At 55.9% G+C, this 15,946-nt stretch carries 17 protein-coding genes; 10 read left to right on the top strand and 7 right to left on the bottom strand.

What is annotated here, in order from left to right; translation table 11 throughout:
• The first annotated feature begins 154 nt into the window (after positions 1–154).
• On the top strand, positions 155–1,252 hold the full coding sequence (locus Y017_RS10100) for a trypsin-like peptidase domain-containing protein (protein ID WP_011587851.1): 1,098 nt from the start codon (positions 155–157) through the stop codon (positions 1,250–1,252).
• 163 nt (positions 1,253–1,415) lie between these two features.
• Here the strand turns inward: Y017_RS10100 and Y017_RS10095 are convergent, their stop codons facing one another.
• The 7 genes from Y017_RS10095 to Y017_RS10065 all read right to left on the bottom strand — a co-directional run bounded on the left by Y017_RS10095 (position 1,416) and on the right by Y017_RS10065 (position 8,948).
• Positions 1,416–3,014: a DUF4139 domain-containing protein gene (locus Y017_RS10095; RefSeq protein ID WP_035460602.1), complete on the bottom strand. Its 1,599-nt coding sequence runs from the start codon at positions 3,012–3,014 to the stop codon at positions 1,416–1,418.
• 212 nt (positions 3,015–3,226) lie between these two features.
• The gene (gene hisC / locus Y017_RS10090) at positions 3,227–4,354 is read right to left on the bottom strand and encodes a histidinol-phosphate transaminase (RefSeq protein ID WP_035460600.1); all 1,128 of its coding nucleotides are present in this window, start codon (positions 4,352–4,354) and stop codon (positions 3,227–3,229) included.
• A 65-nt stretch (positions 4,355–4,419) separates the two neighbouring features.
• On the bottom strand, positions 4,420–5,721 hold the full coding sequence (gene hisD / locus Y017_RS10085; protein ID WP_035460598.1) for a histidinol dehydrogenase: 1,302 nt from the start codon (positions 5,719–5,721) through the stop codon (positions 4,420–4,422).
• A 173-nt stretch (positions 5,722–5,894) separates the two neighbouring features.
• Positions 5,895–6,539 (bottom strand): ATP phosphoribosyltransferase, encoded by a 645-nt coding sequence (gene hisG / locus Y017_RS10080; RefSeq protein ID WP_011587847.1) that lies wholly within the window; start codon positions 6,537–6,539, stop codon positions 5,895–5,897.
• A 17-nt stretch (positions 6,540–6,556) separates the two neighbouring features.
• Positions 6,557–7,819 (bottom strand): UDP-N-acetylglucosamine 1-carboxyvinyltransferase, encoded by a 1,263-nt coding sequence (murA, locus tag Y017_RS10075; protein WP_011587846.1) that lies wholly within the window; start codon positions 7,817–7,819, stop codon positions 6,557–6,559.
• 52 nt (positions 7,820–7,871) lie between these two features.
• Entirely contained in the window at positions 7,872–8,126 is a 255-nt protein-coding gene (locus tag Y017_RS10070) for a BolA family protein (protein ID WP_011587845.1), read from the bottom strand.
• A gap of 174 nt (positions 8,127–8,300) precedes the next feature.
• On the bottom strand, positions 8,301–8,948 hold the full coding sequence (locus Y017_RS10065; RefSeq protein WP_011587844.1) for a phospholipid-binding protein MlaC: 648 nt from the start codon (positions 8,946–8,948) through the stop codon (positions 8,301–8,303).
• Between the two features lie 208 nt (positions 8,949–9,156).
• Between Y017_RS10065 and Y017_RS10060 the strand changes: the two genes are divergently transcribed.
• The 9 genes from Y017_RS10060 (at position 9,157) to rapZ (ending at position 15,934) form a co-directional block, all read left to right on the top strand.
• Positions 9,157–10,125 carry a KpsF/GutQ family sugar-phosphate isomerase gene (locus Y017_RS10060; RefSeq protein WP_035460595.1) on the top strand — a complete coding sequence of 323 codons (969 nt, stop codon included), beginning with the start codon at positions 9,157–9,159 and terminating at the stop codon, positions 10,123–10,125.
• Entirely contained in the window at positions 10,126–10,629 is a 504-nt protein-coding gene (locus Y017_RS10055; protein ID WP_011587842.1) for an HAD family hydrolase, read from the top strand. It abuts the gene before it with no gap.
• Complete coding sequence (gene lptC / locus Y017_RS10050; RefSeq protein WP_035460592.1) at positions 10,626–11,183, top strand: LPS export ABC transporter periplasmic protein LptC; 558 nt, start codon at positions 10,626–10,628, stop codon at positions 11,181–11,183. The genes Y017_RS10055 and lptC overlap by 4 nt, the downstream gene beginning before the upstream one ends.
• The gene (lptA, locus tag Y017_RS10045; RefSeq protein ID WP_051428754.1) at positions 11,158–11,757 is read left to right on the top strand and encodes a lipopolysaccharide transport periplasmic protein LptA; all 600 of its coding nucleotides are present in this window, start codon (positions 11,158–11,160) and stop codon (positions 11,755–11,757) included. The genes lptC and lptA overlap by 26 nt, the downstream gene beginning before the upstream one ends.
• Positions 11,754–12,479, top strand: coding sequence for an LPS export ABC transporter ATP-binding protein (gene lptB / locus Y017_RS10040; RefSeq protein ID WP_011587839.1), 726 nt, complete (start codon positions 11,754–11,756; stop codon positions 12,477–12,479). Before lptA ends, lptB begins: the two co-directional genes overlap by 4 nt.
• Positions 12,480–12,616: 137 nt before the next feature.
• On the top strand, positions 12,617–14,080 hold the full coding sequence (locus Y017_RS10035; RefSeq protein WP_035460588.1) for an RNA polymerase factor sigma-54: 1,464 nt from the start codon (positions 12,617–12,619) through the stop codon (positions 14,078–14,080).
• Between the two features lie 110 nt (positions 14,081–14,190).
• On the top strand, positions 14,191–14,490 hold the full coding sequence (gene hpf / locus Y017_RS10030) for a ribosome hibernation-promoting factor, HPF/YfiA family (protein ID WP_011587837.1): 300 nt from the start codon (positions 14,191–14,193) through the stop codon (positions 14,488–14,490).
• A gap of 15 nt (positions 14,491–14,505) precedes the next feature.
• Positions 14,506–14,979, top strand: coding sequence for a PTS IIA-like nitrogen regulatory protein PtsN (gene ptsN, locus Y017_RS10025; protein ID WP_011587836.1), 474 nt, complete (start codon positions 14,506–14,508; stop codon positions 14,977–14,979).
• A gap of 106 nt (positions 14,980–15,085) precedes the next feature.
• Positions 15,086–15,934 carry an RNase adapter RapZ gene (gene rapZ / locus Y017_RS10020; protein ID WP_011587835.1) on the top strand — a complete coding sequence of 283 codons (849 nt, stop codon included), beginning with the start codon at positions 15,086–15,088 and terminating at the stop codon, positions 15,932–15,934.
• The last annotated feature ends 12 nt before the right edge of the window (positions 15,935–15,946 follow it).

The raw sequence follows: 15,946 nt of genomic DNA, 5'->3' as shown, positions 1-15,946 counted from the left end.
GCGGCCGTTTGTCGCAGTCAGCGGGTGGTAGCAATCGCCCTTCACAGGTTCTACTATTGCGCGCAGTTTACCTATCTGACCCCACACTTGTCTCGCAGAGGCCCTTCACCAGGCTACTCACGAAAAGGGGAACCGCATAACGAGGGCATTACCGGTGATCAAACTGCTTCGTTTTCTGGCCGGCCCGGTGCTCACCGGCCTAGCCGTCGGCCTTGTCGCCCTCTGGTGGTACCAGTGGGGCCCAAACGCCGCACCGGCACAGCATGACACCGGCGTGGCCAGCTACGCTGGTGCGGTGAACCATGCGGCCCCAGCAGTGGTGAACATCTATACCACCCAGATTATTACCAATGAAGAGGTGGCCAAAGACCCCCTGTTCAATCGATTCATGGAACAGCCCCGCCGCGAACGCGCCCTGAGCAGCCTAGGCTCAGGGGTGATTGTCGATGATAGCGGCTATGTGCTGACCAGTTATCATGTGATACGCGATGCCGATGAAATTCTGGTGGCCTTGCGCGATGGCCGTGATGCTCCTGCCCGGGTGGTGGGCACAGACTCGGAAACGGACCTGGCACTGCTGCATATTGCTTTGGAAAACTTGCCCGAAGTGGAACTCAACGGCAATGGCCCGGTACAGGTCGGCGACGTGGTACTGGCCATCGGCAACCCGCTGGGCGTGGGCCAGACCGTATCCATGGGCATTGTCAGCGCCACCGGCCGCAGCCATTTGGGGATCGCCACCTTCGAAAACTTTATCCAGACCGACGCGGCCATTAACCGAGGCAACTCCGGCGGTGCACTGATCGATACCCGCGGCCATTTGATCGGTATCAATACCGCCATCCTCTCCGCCGACGGTAGCTGGCAGGGCATCGGCTTTGCCACCCCTGCATCCATTGCCAGAGAAGTGATGGACGATTTGATTGACCACGGCCGAGTGATTCGCGGTTACTTGGGCGTCACCGTGCAGGATATGACGCCCTCGCTGGCCGAAAGCTTTGGCGTGGAAGACGTGCGCGGAGGCGTAGTAACCGAGGTGGTAGTCGATAGCCCTGCCCATAAAGGCGGCTTACAGCCCGGTGATGTGCTAGTGGGTATCAACGGTGACATCATGGCCGATGGCTATGAAGCGATGAATCGGATCGCGGGTATGAAGCCTGATGACAAGGTGACGCTAGAGGTTATCCGTAACCGTCAGCCGGTATCCGTAGACGTGGTCATTGGTACCCGCCCACCAGCGGAAACCGATTAAAGAGTTGAAGGCTGAAATGCGCATAGACATAGCCTGTTCGTTTGGTGCCAACAGGTAACGCCAGCAGGCCGCGCTCAAACTTTTTAACGTTGGGCGCGGCCTGTTGGCTTAAAACGTAGCCTCTACACCGTTGCCCGTTTCAATTTTCAACGTTGATCTCTCCTCACAACCCTTCTACACCGCTCAGAATTGCATCTTCAGGGTAGCGAATTTCGAAACCTTGTTTGAGGCTTTCTTCGCCCCCGGCGGGCAAGGTGAACTGCCATCGTTGCAGTCCTTTCACGCCACTCACATCCTTGGCATCTGCGGCCTTGCCCTTGGCTGTGATAGTAATATTGTCGTTTCCGGCGACCGGAAGTCGATCCAACAAATTCACCGTCACGGCCTTATCGTAATGGGACGACAGAGTAATATTCTTCAACGCAGAGAGCGTGCTTTCTTTATTGATCAAGCCCACCTCTCCTTGCTGTGAGGGTTCGCGCACCACCGCAATCTGCAAGCGCGGATCATCACCGAAACTCATCTTCACGTGCTCGCCCTGCTTAATACTGTTGCCGCGGTAATAACGGGCCAAGCGTTGGCCATCACGCAACAGGGTAACGTGACCGGGCAACCAGGGCAGCGGGCTGGAGTTCTGCCACTCCCCCACCAGTAACACTGCCGGCTGCTGCCATAAGTAACTTTCGCGGGTCAAAGTTACCGGCAGCGCCGCCTGCTGATAAGGAAGCCGCGCGGTAGCGTCACCACTGGCCAGATTGAGCGGCGCTGAAAGCGGTACACGCATATCAAAACCGTGCGCCACAAGCGCTGCCACGGGCATCGCCTGGATACGCTGAGCCATATCTGTCTCATAGGCCGCAGATTCCGCCATTACGGAATGCAACGATGACTTACGCATCGCCGGCTGTGGTGTCGCCAGGCGTACCAGCCAAGGGTGCAGATCCGGGAGGGGGCGATAACCGGCGGGCACTAACCCTAGGGTGGCACTGACATTCTGCCAGTCCTCACCGGTACGGTTGTGAATCTGGGCAATGCCGGTCACCGCCACGGTCTCGTTGCCGCTATCCAGATCTACACGCAACTGATTCTGCCAACCGGCCTGGCCAGTAAAATAGGCAAGTTCCACCTGCGCGGTGGACTTGTTAGGAGCCGCCACGGTCAGTATCAACTGGCGGCTACGAGTCTGCCCCTGGCCCAGCAGCTGACGCTCCTGACGAAGGGCATCCAACTCCTGCTGCTGCCCATGCCGAATCTCCGCCCGCTGGTTGATAGCTGTTTGCCGTTGCGTCACCGCTTTGCCAATGGACTCCCAGGCGCTGGCCCATTTTTCTACCGGCACCTGGGCAAACACGGCCTGTCCTTGAGGTGCCTGGCCCATCAGGGATTGAAGGTGATTGATTTGCTGTTGATCAAGATCATCGGCTGCCTTGGCTTCGGCCATGGCCTGCTCCAGCTTGCGAATTGCCGCCTCCAACTCAGCCCGGTGAGCTGATACATCCACGTCCCCAACGGCAAACCCTTGCCGGATTGCCAGCAACTCAGCGCCGTTAACCGCCACTTGCAGACTATCCAGATCCAACTCAGGCAACCCTTTCACCACCAACTGGTGCTCACCGGCGGGCAAGGCCTGACTAAAAGTGCGAGTAAGATGCGCCTGAGCAGGAAACAGCACGGCCTTATTCACCGGCGCGCTGACCGCAAAGTCGGCAGCGAAAAGAGGAAGCGGAATGAGGGCGCAAGTAAGCAGTAACAAACGTTTCATTTTTAGGAGCCTTACCGTTGGGCTAATACCTGTTAGTACCGCAGGTAAGGGGAAAGGTTCAAGCAGGCGAGACTCTGCCAGCCTAAGCGACCGGTGCGGAGGCGTCTTCCTGCTAAAAGCTCAAAAGCGAGTGAGCTGCAATTTAGCCGTTAACATAAAGAGGCCGCGCCCAAACTTTGGGCGCGGCCTCTTTATGTTATTTCAGCAAAAAATTACCCGGCGTTTTTCCACTTTGAAATCAACCCGTCTAAAGCCACAATCAACGCCTGATTTTGCTCAGGCGTGCCAATAGTGATTCTCAGGTAGTCAGCGATACGCTCAGGCTTGCCAAAATGACGCACAATAATGCCTTGCTCGCGCAAACCCTGGGCCAGAGAGAGCCCACTATGCTGCTCGTGGCGAGTGAAAAGAAAGTTGGCCGCCGACGGCAAGCTCTCAAAACCTCGCTGCCCGAGCTGCTCGTTGAGCCACTCGCGCTGCATGATTACTTGCTCACAGCCTTTTTCGAACCACTCCTGATCTTTAAACGCGGCCACGCCAGCGGCAATGGCCAGACGATCCAACGGATAGGAATTGAAGCTGTCTTTAATCCGATTTAGCCCATCAATCAGCGCGCCATCACCAATCGCCAAGCCGATACGCAAACCCGCCAGAGAGCGGGATTTTGACAAAGTCTGAGTCACCAACAGGTTCGGGTAGCGGTTTACCAAAGCGATGGCCGTAGCGCCGCCCCGCCCTTGGGGGCCGGCAAAGTCGATATAGGCCTCATCGATAACCACCAGGGTTTGCGTATTCGCCTGCAACAAACGCTCAATTTCACTCAGCGGCAACAGCTTACCGGTGGGCGCATTAGGGTTAGGGAAGATGATGCCACCATTTGCGCGTGGCTTGTCGCCTTCTAGATAATCGTCCACCGCAATACCCAGAGCATCATCGAGCGGCACAGGCTGATAGTCGATTTGATACAGGCCGCAATAGACCTTGTAGAAACTATAGGTGATATCTGGGAAAAGTAGCGGCTGATGCTGTTTGAAAAAGCCCATGAACAAATGCGCCAGCACCTCGTCGGAGCCATTGCCAACGAACACCTGAGAACGCTTTATCCCATAGCCCAGGCCGGAATAATAGTCGGCGATGGCCTGCTTCAGCTGGCTGCTTTCCGGGTCCGGATACAGCCGCAGCCGATCGTCCACTTCGCCCCGAATCGCCTCGATTACCTTCGGCGACGGACCCAGCGGGTGCTCGTTGGTATTCAACTTCACTAACTTGTCCATCTTCGGCTGCTCGCCGGGAACGTAAGGCTCCAAATGGTGAACGAAGTCGCTCCAATATTTACTCATACGTATTCCGCCTGCATGCATCAGGCAACACGCATCACCCGTGGAAACGTGATGCGTGAGGCGTGTTAGCGTTTCTTGATTCTATATTCCGCACTGCGGGCATGGGCCGTAAGGCTTTCGCCACGGGCAAGCGGAGAGGCAATTTTTGCAAGACTGCTAGCCCCTTCCGGGGAGCAGCCAATCAGCGAACTGCGTTTCTGAAAATCGTACACACCCAATGGCGAAGAAAAGCGGGCGGTGGCACTCGTAGGCAGCACGTGGTTCGGCCCGGCGCAGTAATCACCCAACGCTTCGGGAGTGTGGCGACCCAGAAAAATCGCACCGGCATGGCGAACTTTTTTCGCCCATTGCTCCGCGTCATCAATGGATAATTCCAGATGCTCAGAAGCAATGCGGTTGGCGATTTCGATGGCCTGATCCAGACCCTTCACCTGAATCAACGCCCCCCGGTGCTTCATGGACGTGCGAATAATGGTTTCCCGCTCCAGAGTCGCGGCCAAGGTTTCCATGGACTGCGCAACCTGCTTCAAAAAATCGGCGTCCGGTGACACCAAAATGGCCTGAGCTTCCTCATCATGCTCAGCCTGAGAAAACAGATCCATGGCAATCCAGTCCGGGTTGGTCTTGCCGTCACAGACCACCAAAATTTCCGAAGGGCCGGCAATCATGTCGATGCCTACTTTGCCAAACACCTGCCGTTTGGCTTCGGCCACATAGATATTGCCGGGGCCGACAATTTTATCCACCGCCGGCACCGTCTCTGTACCGTAGGCCAAAGCGGCCACCGCTTGCCCGCCGCCCAGAGTAAAGAGCTTGTCGACACCCGCAATAGCCGCCGCCGCCAGCACCATGTCATTGATGATGCCCTCTGGGGCAGGCGATACCATTATGATCTCGCCGACACCCGCCACCTTTGCCGGTAGCGCATTCATTAATACTGAGCTGGGGTACGCGGCTTTACCGCCGGGCACATAAATACCGGCCCGATCCAAAGGCGTCACCTGCTGGCCCAGCAAGGTGCCGTCCGCTTCCCGGTAGTGCCAAGAGTCCTGTTTCTGCTTTTCATGGTAGCGACGCACACGATCAGCGGCCGCCTCCAGGGCTTCGCGTTGTTCAGCGGGAATACGCGCCAGCGCGGCCTGCAACTGAGCCTGATCCACTACCAGCTCATCCATGGCCGACACATCACGACGGTCAAAGCGGTTGGTGTACTCCACCAGTGCCACGTCGCCACGCTGGGCCACACCCTTGAGGATGCCGCGCACACGATGCGCCACCTCTTCGTCACGCTCTTCCGACCAGGCGGTTAGCGCGGCGAGCTTGGCATCGAAATCCGCATCTTGGGCGTTAAGCCAGGTGGTTTCCATGGTTGGCACCGTTTTAAAAGTCAGAATCTATTTTTACCACAGAGGGCTCAGGGTTCACGGAAAAAAAGCGACGCTTTTTCTATCGCAAAGATAAGCAAAACCTCTCGCTCAACATCACATCAAACAGGTATATTTTTAGCTGTTTACGCTATGCGATCTATGATGAAAGGCCTTTAACCTGCCTTGCGAGAGGCTACCGCCTCTACCAGCTTGTCCAAAATCGTTTGGATATCACTATGGCGAGTTTTCATGCTGGCGCGATTAACAATCACCCGGGTAGAAATATGGGCAATTAGCTCTGTGGGTTCTAGCCCATTAGCACGCAACGTGTTGCCGGTATCAACGATATCCACAATGCGGTCCGCCAGCCCCACTAACGGGGCCAGTTCCATCGCGCCGTATAGCTTAATCACTTCCGCCTGCTTGCCCTGCTGGGCGTAGTAGGCTTTGGCCACGTTTACAAATTTAGTGGCTACGCGCAGCCGGCTACCGGTTTCCGGAGCATCCTTCATAGCTGCCACCATCAATTTGCAGCGAGCAATATCCAGATCCACTGGCTCAAACACCCCGTCACCGCCATGCTCCATGAGCACGTCTTTTCCGGCCACACCAATATCCGCCGCACCATGCTGCACATAGGGGGGGACGTCCGTGGCGCGAATGATGATAATTTTTACATCGTCTCGGGTGGTGTCAAAAATCAGCTTGCGCGACGCTGCCGGGTCTTCCAGCAGCTCAATGCCTGCGGCTTTCAGCAGCGGCAGGGTTTCCTTGAGAATGCGCCCTTTAGAAAGGGCGATGGTCAATGGCTTACTCATCACAGGTCCCGATCCGGTCAGCGTGGTACGCGACGGATGATCGCGCCCAGCGATTGCAGTTTCTCTTCGATACACTCATAACCGCGATCAATATGGTAAATACGGTCCACGGTGGTTTCACCGGACGCGGCCAATGCCGCAATAACCAGTGAGGCAGAGGCGCGCAAATCCGTGGCCATCACCGGTGCCCCAGTGAGTTGCTCCACGCCACGGCAAATAGCCGTATTGCCTTGCACTTCGATATCCGCGCCCATGCGGTTCATTTCCTGCACGTGCATAAAACGATTTTCAAAAATGGTTTCAACAATAGTACCGGTGCCTTCGGCCACTAGATTCAGGGCCATGAACTGGGCCTGCATGTCAGTGGGCATGGCCGGGTATGGGGCTGTGCGCAACGACACCGCCTTCGGGCGACGGCCCTGCATATCCAGCTCAATCCAATCGTCACCGGTAGTAATCTTCGCACCAGCTTCTTCCAGTTTCTGCAGTACGGCATCAAGGGTACCCGGCACCGTGTCTTTAGTCTTAATGCGCCCGCCAGTAATGGCCGCGGCAATCAGGTAGGTACCGGTTTCGATGCGATCGGCAATCACCTGATGATGACATCCGGTCAGGCGCTCCACCCCTTCAATGGTAATGGTATCGGTGCCGGCACCGCTGATCTTGCCGCCCATGGCATTGATGAAATCGGCCAGATCCACCACTTCAGGCTCTCGGGCTGCATTTTCAAGGTAGGTAGTCCCTTCGGCCAGCGCCGCGGCCATCATCAAGTTTTCGGTACCGGTTACGGTGACCACATCCATGACGATGCGTGCTCCTTTGAGACGACCATCCACAGAAGCATTCACATAACCGTTAGTCACCTCGATATCCGCGCCCATGGCCTCCAAGCCACGCAGGTGAATATCCACCGGCCGCGAGCCAATAGCACAACCGCCGGGCAGCGATACCGATGCTTTACCAAAATGCGCAACCATGGGACCCAGCACCAGAATCGAGGCACGCATGGTTTTCACCAGCTCATAGGGGGCCGTCAATTCCTTGATGGTGGTGGCGTTCACTTCCACGTTCATGCGGTCATCGATCACCACATGGACACCCATCCGGCCCAACAATTCGATCAGGGTGGTCACGTCCTGCAAATGCGGCAGGTTGCCCACCGTTACCGGCTCGTCAGCCAACAAAGTGGCTGCCAGAATCGGCAGCGCCGCATTCTTGGCCCCAGAAATGCGAATGTCGCCGTCCAACCGCTGGCCACCGGTGATGATCAATTTATCCATGAACTGTCTCTAATGGTTTCTTTCTTCCAACCCGTTCAGCCAAAGGCCGGGGTCAGGACAGGCCCTGATTCTGGGCTTTTTCCCACTCCGCCGGAGTAAAAGTAATGATCTGCACGGCATGGATAGTGTTACTTTTAATCTGCTCATCGATGGTGGCATACACCATCTGCTGCCGCTTTACCGGCATCAAGCCACTAAAGGCCTCCGACACCACGCGAATCTGGAACCGGTCACCGCCGCCTTCCACTGCCACGTCGGCACTCTCAAAACCAGCTTCTACCAGCGTGATTACGTCTTCCGGATTCATCTTTACTCCTCATCAGGGCCTTCGCCAGGCCCAAACAGCATTGGAGCGGCCCGGGGCCGCTCCATCAAAATTGTTATCAAGGGCGCAATAATACGCGAGCGCGTTGCCCCTTACCACGGCGGCACCGTCCCCAACACCATCCACGGCCCCAGCGCAGCAAGATTATTTACCCTGCTAGCCTTCTTCTTTTAGGCCCGCATCAATTTTGGCATCCGCAGACCAGTTATCGACCACTTTGTCGATATCATTGTACTGTTGCATGCCTTGGGCGAACTGGCTTTTGAAAGTGTCTCGCAGATCCAGACCATTCACGTACACATTGATTACCCTCCACTGATCATCACGCAAGAATAGGGTGTAGTAGATGGGCACCACCTGGCCGGAGTTAGTCTTCACTTCCATGCGCACTCGGGCGTAATCGCCTTTACGATCGCCATCCTGCATTGGCAAGATGTCGATTTTCTGTCCGTCATACAGGGTAATGCCGGACGCATAGGTGTTGATTAAGCTGTTTTTGAAGACATCCAAAAACCGGTATTTCTGCTCCTTGCTAGACGGCCCAAAGTAATCGCCCATGACCATGCGGGTGATGCGCTTGAAATCCACCAGATCCGCCAGCTCTTCACGCACCAGCTCCTTGGCCCTATCCGGATCGGCTTTCAACGTCTCTCGCTCCGCCTCAACACGAGACGTCATGCGCTCCACCGCATCCGCCACCACCTGGCGAGGATCACTCTGGGCCTGGACCAGTGCTGCCATTGCGGTCAGCATGACCACCAACCCGACGCGAAGCCAGGCGGCCATATACCATTGTAAATGCATAGATTACTCCCTATTTAGTCTTCGGCGGTTTTACGGTGTTCTTTACCTGCTGTCCAGTGATCAACAACCGCAACACACTGAACCTCAGTGCTTTTATTGGAGTCACAGAGTGCAAGGCGGTTCCCTTCAACGCGATCGAGTTACCGATTACGGGTCAACGTGGAGGCCACAACACGTGTATAATCGCCGCCAATATCAAGGAGAGCGCATGAGCCACAACCACATCAGCATTGGCCAACGGGTACTAGAAATCGAAGCCCGGGCCGTGGATGCTCTGAAAGACAGCCTGGACACCAGCTTTTGCGCCGCCTGCGACCTGATGCTGAACGCCAAAGGCCGCGTCATCGTCACCGGCATGGGCAAAAGCGGGCACGTAGGCAGCAAGCTAGCCGCCACTCTTGCCAGCACCGGCACCCCCTCTTTTTTTGTTCACCCTGGCGAAGCCTCCCATGGTGATTTGGGCATGATTACCGCTGACGACGTGGTACTGGCACTGTCCAACTCCGGCGAAACCGCCGAAGTGCTGGCCATATTACCGGTCATCAAGCGTAAGGGCACCGCCTTGGTCGGCATGACCGGGCGCCCACAATCTGCATTAGCGCAACTGTCAGATGTACATCTGACAGTTGCCGTAGCGGAAGAGGCCTGCCCCCATAATCTGGCACCGACTTCTTCGACCACCGCCGCACTGGCCATGGGCGATGCCTTGGCTATTGCCCTGTTAGAAGCCCGCGGCTTCACACCGGAAGACTTTGCCCTCAGCCATCCCGGAGGCAGCCTGGGCCGGCGCCTGCTATTGAAAGTGGATGACATCATGCACACTGGTGAGCAGCTTCCCGTGGTCAGCACTACCACCTCGCTTAGCGAAGCCCTACTGGAAATGACCCATAAAGGCCTGGGGATGACCGCCATCACCCACACAGACGGCACTCTAGCCGGCATTTTTACTGATGGTGACTTGCGCCGCATCCTCGACCGGGACATCGATATTCGAAAAGCCACCATTGCCGAGGTTATGGTTTCTGATCCAATCACCATTGCCCAAGGTCATCTAGCCGCTGAAGCTTTACAAATCATGGAAAACCGCAAGATTAACGGCTTAATGGTTTGTGACAGTGATGGCAAACCGCTCGGCGCTTTCAACATGCAAGACCTACTGCGCGCGGGAGTAGTGTAAATGGCCATGCAACTGCCCCCTATAGATGTCCAGAACTTGCGCTTGATGGCGTTTGACGTGGATGGTGTGATGACCGATGGCCGTCTGCTGTTTGGCCCCAACGGTGAAGAACTGAAAGTTTTCAATACCCTGGATGGCCACGGCCTGAAAAAGCTGGCGGCCAGCGGCGTCACCCTAGCTATCATTACCGGGCGCAACTCGCCCATGGTGGCCAAACGCGCAGCGGACCTTGGCATCAAGCATGTTATTCAAGGCCGCGAAGACAAGGGCGTCGCCTTGGAAGCTCTGGCTGACTCGCTGAACATGCGCGCCAGTGAAACCGGCTACGCTGGTGACGACGAACCTGACGTTAGTGCCTTGCTCTGGGCGCAACTGAGTTTTGCCCCAAACAACGCCCACGACTGCGCCAAAAATGCGGCAAATCACATCACTGTCCGTCGCGGTGGAGAGGGAGCGGTACGGGAAATCTGTGACGCCATTCTTGCCCTGCGGAGCCCGGCATGAAACGTCAGGGGCTATTAAGTGCCACCGGCATTCTGCTGCTGGGGCTGGTGATGCTGATGACCCTGCACGAGTGGGACAGCGCTCTGCCTGGCCAAGACAATGCGGTGGCTATGGCACCGGCAATCATTGCTGACCAGGTCAGCGCGCGAGCCTTCAGCGAAAAAGATGGCAGCCTGCAGTACCACTTAACTGCGGACAGTTTAGTGCAGTTCGACCACAATCCGCTCACCAAGATGCAAGCCCCAGTACTGATCATGGCCAACGACAAAGGCAGCTGGACCATCACTAGCGAGCAAGGCATCGTGCAAGAAGACGGCGACCTGATCTCTTTTCTTGGCAAGGTCAATGTGAATAATCCGATCCAGAAAATGACCGTGAATACAGAAGAACTGCATTTCAACAGCGACACTAACATCGCCACCACCCCCGGCGACGTAGAAATGCGGTTTGACTCCGGCCAGACCCGTGCTGGCGCCCTGGAAGCAGATCTCAACAAGGGCGTTCTGGAACTAAAAAAAGGAGTAAAGAGTGAATTTGAAGCACCGGCTTCATAGCACCTGCAATCTCGCCGTACTGGCATTGCTTATAGCTTTCCCCTTGGGCGTTCAGGCCGCCCCCATGGAAGGCACGATCCAGGTCACGGCAGACAACGGTCGTTTCGAGCAGAGTGCCGGCAGCGGCGTGTACAGCGGCAACGTGGAACTGATTCAAGGCAAGCGCAAACTGTTTGCCGATGAAATGCGCATGTTCACCCAAAATAGCGAGCTGGTTCGGGTGGAAGCTACCGGCACCCCGGTGCGCATGGAAGAGGGTGAAGGCCTTAACGCCCACGCTGAAAATCTGGTTTACAATATTAAAGCGCGCACCTTGGTCCTGACCGGCGATGCCTACATCGAACACCAGGGCAACACTTTCGAGGGCGCCAAGGTAGAATACAGCCTAGACTCCAAGCGAGTGGACGCCAGCAGTGAAGGTGACCAACGGGTGCGGCTGGTAATCCCCGCCGAAAACCAGACAACTAATGCCCCTGTCGACGCGAATATTGAAGCGAATAACGGCAACCCAAACGACACCCAAAGTGAAGGCAGCGACAGCGCATCACCTAAGGCGGAGCCCAACACACCATGAGCCATTTACGCGCCCATCACCTAGCAAAAAGCTACAAGGGTCGCCGGGTTATCGAAGACGTTTCCCTGGATGTAGAAGCCGGCCAAATAGTCGGGCTACTGGGGCCCAATGGGGCCGGCAAAACCACCTGCTTCTACATGATTGTTGGGCTAGTGGAGGCCGATGCCGGTCGCATTGAAATCAACGACACGGACATTACTCACCTGCCCATGCACGGTCGCGCCCAGCGAGGGATTGGCTACCTGCCTCAAGAAGCCAGTATCTTTCGCCGCCTAACGGTGGAAGAGAACATCATGGCCATCCTAGAAACCCGCAAGGAGCTTAGCAAAGCGGAACGCCACGAGCGCATGGAAGGCCTGCTCAAGGAATTCCACATCGGGCACATTCGCGATTCGCTGGGGATGAGCCTGTCCGGCGGCGAGCGCCGCCGCGCGGAAATCGCCCGAGGCTTGGCCACAGACCCTGACTTCATTCTGCTGGACGAACCTTTTGCTGGCGTTGACCCCATCTCGGTTAACGACATCAAAGGCATCATTCGCCACCTCAAAGAACGCGGCATCGGCGTCTTAATCACCGACCACAATGTACGCGAGACCCTGGATATCTGTGACACCGCTTATATCGTCAGCGCTGGCCACATCATCGCCTCCGGTGACGCGGATATTATCCTTGCCAACCAACAAGTGCGAGACGTCTATCTTGGCGCCGATTTCAGACTATAAGGTCCGCCGCAAATCCTCTCTTCTATTGTGACTTGCGGTCATCCCTAGCACACAGTTTCACCTGGCACAAATATTGCTTAGCGTGTAGATAGACTGCTATCCTGGGTTTTTTGGGGACTAGCAGAATACTGAGCAGTATGAAGCCCACACTACAATTACAAATTGGCCAGCAGCTCACCATGACACCGCAGCTGCAGCAGGCCATTCGCCTCTTGCAGCTATCCACTTTAGACCTGCGCCAGGAAATCCAGCAAGCAGTAGAGAGCAACCCCCTGCTGGAATTGGCAGACGATTTCGGTGACGATGCCCTCCCCGAGCATGACGAAGAACGTCAGGATGAAGAGCTCGACACCGACCGTGATAACGCCCTAGAAGAACTGATACAAGACGAGCCCGAGGTGGAAACCGAATGGGATGACGTCTATTCCGGCCAGAGCACCAGCAACAGCGCCGCACTCCCCGACGATGCCGACGAATGGCAGCAACGACACGCCGTTTCCGGCAACTTACAGGACCACTTGCTCTGGCAGCTAAACCTCACCCCCATGAGCGATGTAGACCGGATAATCGCCATAACGATTATCGAGTCCCTGGACGACCGTGGTTACATCACTGCCCCCCTAAGCGATATCGTCGACATGGTGAATGCCCAGCCAGACCTACTCACCGAAGGAGACGAACTGGAGCACGATGAAGTGCTTGCCGTGCAGCACCGGTTGCAACAGTTCGACCCGGTGGGCGTCGCCAGCGTCAACCTAGCTGACTGCCTCGGCGTCCAGCTGCGCCAACTGCCAGCGGACACCCCATTGCGCGACGAAGCCTCTGCCCTACTGGAACATCTGAACCTACTAGAAAAGCACGATTACACCGCACTGCGCCGCACCCTTCAGCTCTCTGAAGAGGTCCTTCTAGAGGCTTTATCCCTACTGCGCACCCTGGACCCAGCCCCCGGTGAGCAAATTGGCGAACCTCAAGTGGACTACGCCGTTCCTGACGTGATCGTCCGCCAACATCAAGGTCGCTGGCAGGTGAGCCTAAACGACGACGTCCTTCCGCGGGTCAACCTGCAACAGCAATACGCGAGCATTGCCCGTACCACCAGCGGTGAAGACGGGCAATATTTGCGCAATTGCGTTCAAGAAGCGAAATGGTTCATCAAGAGCCTGCAAAGCCGCCACGACACTTTGCTCAAGGTGGCCACCCGCATCGTGGACGTGCAACAAGGGTTCTTCGATTATGGCGATGAAGCCATGAAACCCCTGGTTTTGGCGGATATTGCCGATGCTGTTGAAATGCATGAGTCAACCATCAGCCGGGTCACCAATCAGAAATACATGATGACACCACGCGGCGTCTTTGAGCTGAAATATTTCTTTTCCAGTCATGTGGGAACCGACGGCGGCGGTGAGTGTTCCTCCACTGCTATTCGTGCCATTATTAAGAAACTGGTCGCTGCAGAGAATCCCCGCAAGCCACTCAGTGATAACAAGCTGGCGAGCTTGCTCAATGAGCAGGGAATTAATGTAGCGCGCCGGACCGTCGCCAAATACAGAGAAGCGATGAGAATACCGTCTTCTAGCGCCCGTAAACGTTTAGTGTAGAGCGCCAGAACGGACCCAGGAACGCGGGGAAAACCTTGCGAGGCCAGCCTGAAAGGCTGAATAAACAAGGTCTTTATCCCGGGTTTCTCAAACAGGTAAAGGAGCCAGCCATGCAAATTAATATCAGCGGTCATCACCTGGAAATTACCGATGCCTTGCGCACTTATGTGGGAGATAAATTTTCCCGCCTTGAGCGCCATTTCGACCAAATTACCAGCATCCAGGTGATTCTTTCCCCGGAACCCAAAAGCCACAAAGCCGAGTCCACAATTCATATTTCCGGGGCCGATGTCTTTGCCACCGCTGAGGCAGATGACATGTATGCTGCGATCGATAAACTGACGGACAAATTGGATCGTCAGATTCTTAAACACAAAGAAAAAGCCGTCAGCCACAAGCACGGTCACTAACCCAAAGCGACAATTATGCGAGTTCGCGAACTACTGACTCTGGCCCGCACCCATCACGGCGTACAGGCCAGCAGCAAGAAACAACTGCTTGACCAGGTTGCACAGCTGGCAGCTGCCAGCTGTGGCAGCCTTAATGAGCAGGAAGTCTTCGACGCTCTGGTCGCCCGGGAAAAACTGGGCTCCACGGGCATTGGCGAAGGCATTGCCATTCCTCATTGTCGACTAGGACATTGCCAACAGGCTGTAGGCCTGTTGTTAAAACTAGAAACCCCCATTGATTTCGACGCCGTTGACGGTCAGCCTGTGGATTTGGTGTTTGTATTACTCGTCCCCCAGGACAACCCGGAACAACATCTCAAAACCCTCAGCCATCTGGCCTCCCTGTTCAACGACGAGACTTACCGTACAGAACTGCGACGCAGCATTGACAACCAGCAGCTCTACCAGGCGGCGATAGAATCTGAGGCAGAGTTACGATTGGCATCATGAAGCAACACAGCAGGCTCTCGCGCATTATGCCGCGCATCCAAAACACGTCCTCACCTATCGGTCTTGCGTTCCAATATACTGCGAGCCACCCGCGAGCGGTGCAACCATGAAACTCACCATTATCAGTGGGCGCTCCGGTTCAGGGAAAACCACCGCGCTGCAGGCACTGGAAGATCAAGGCTTTTACTGCGTCGACAACTTGCCTGTCGGCATGCTACCCACCCTGGCAAAACAACTCAGTGAAGGCGACCCCCCAATTGAGCGGGTCGCCGTTGGTATTGATGCTCGCAACCTCCCCGCCCAGTTACTGGCCTTCGACAACATTCTTCACGCACTTAATGAACAGCAGGTTCGCAGCGAAATCATCTACTTAGATGCGGATGATCACACTCTTCTTACTCGCTTCAGCGCTACCCGTCGCCGCCACCCACTGGGCACCGATCAACGCTCTCTGGCCGACGCCATCGGCCATGAACGTGAGCTACTGGCCAACATCCGCCAACGTGCCGACCTAGTCATCGACAGCAGCAACCATGACGTCCACACCCTGCGCAATCTCATGCGTGAACGGGTAGCTCGCCGTGAAGCCACACTGTCATTGCAACTGGAATCCTTTGGCTTCAAGAATGGCCTGCCCACCGATGCCGACCTTGTGTTCGATGTGCGAGTGCTGCCCAATCCTCACTGGCATGCAGACCTGCGTCCTTTCACCGGCAAGGATGACTGCATTATCGAGTTTCTTAGCCAGCACCAGGCCAGTCACGACATGCTCAAAGATATTGGCGATTTCGTTGTGCGCTGGCTACCGGCCTTTGCCAACAGCGACCGCAGCTATGTCACCGTGGCGATCGGTTGCACCGGCGGCCGCCATCGCTCCGTCTTCATCACCGAACAGCTGGCAAAAAATCTGCGCGCAGAAGGCATTGTCCTTCAGGTCCGCCATAGGGAACTCTAACCCAGCAAGCAG

Origin of the sequence: Alcanivorax sp. 97CO-5, assembly GCF_000524665.1 — a bacterium.
Classification (GTDB): domain Bacteria; phylum Pseudomonadota; class Gammaproteobacteria; order Pseudomonadales; family Alcanivoracaceae; genus Alcanivorax; species Alcanivorax borkumensis.
This window is presented reverse-complemented; position numbering and strand designations above follow the sequence as displayed.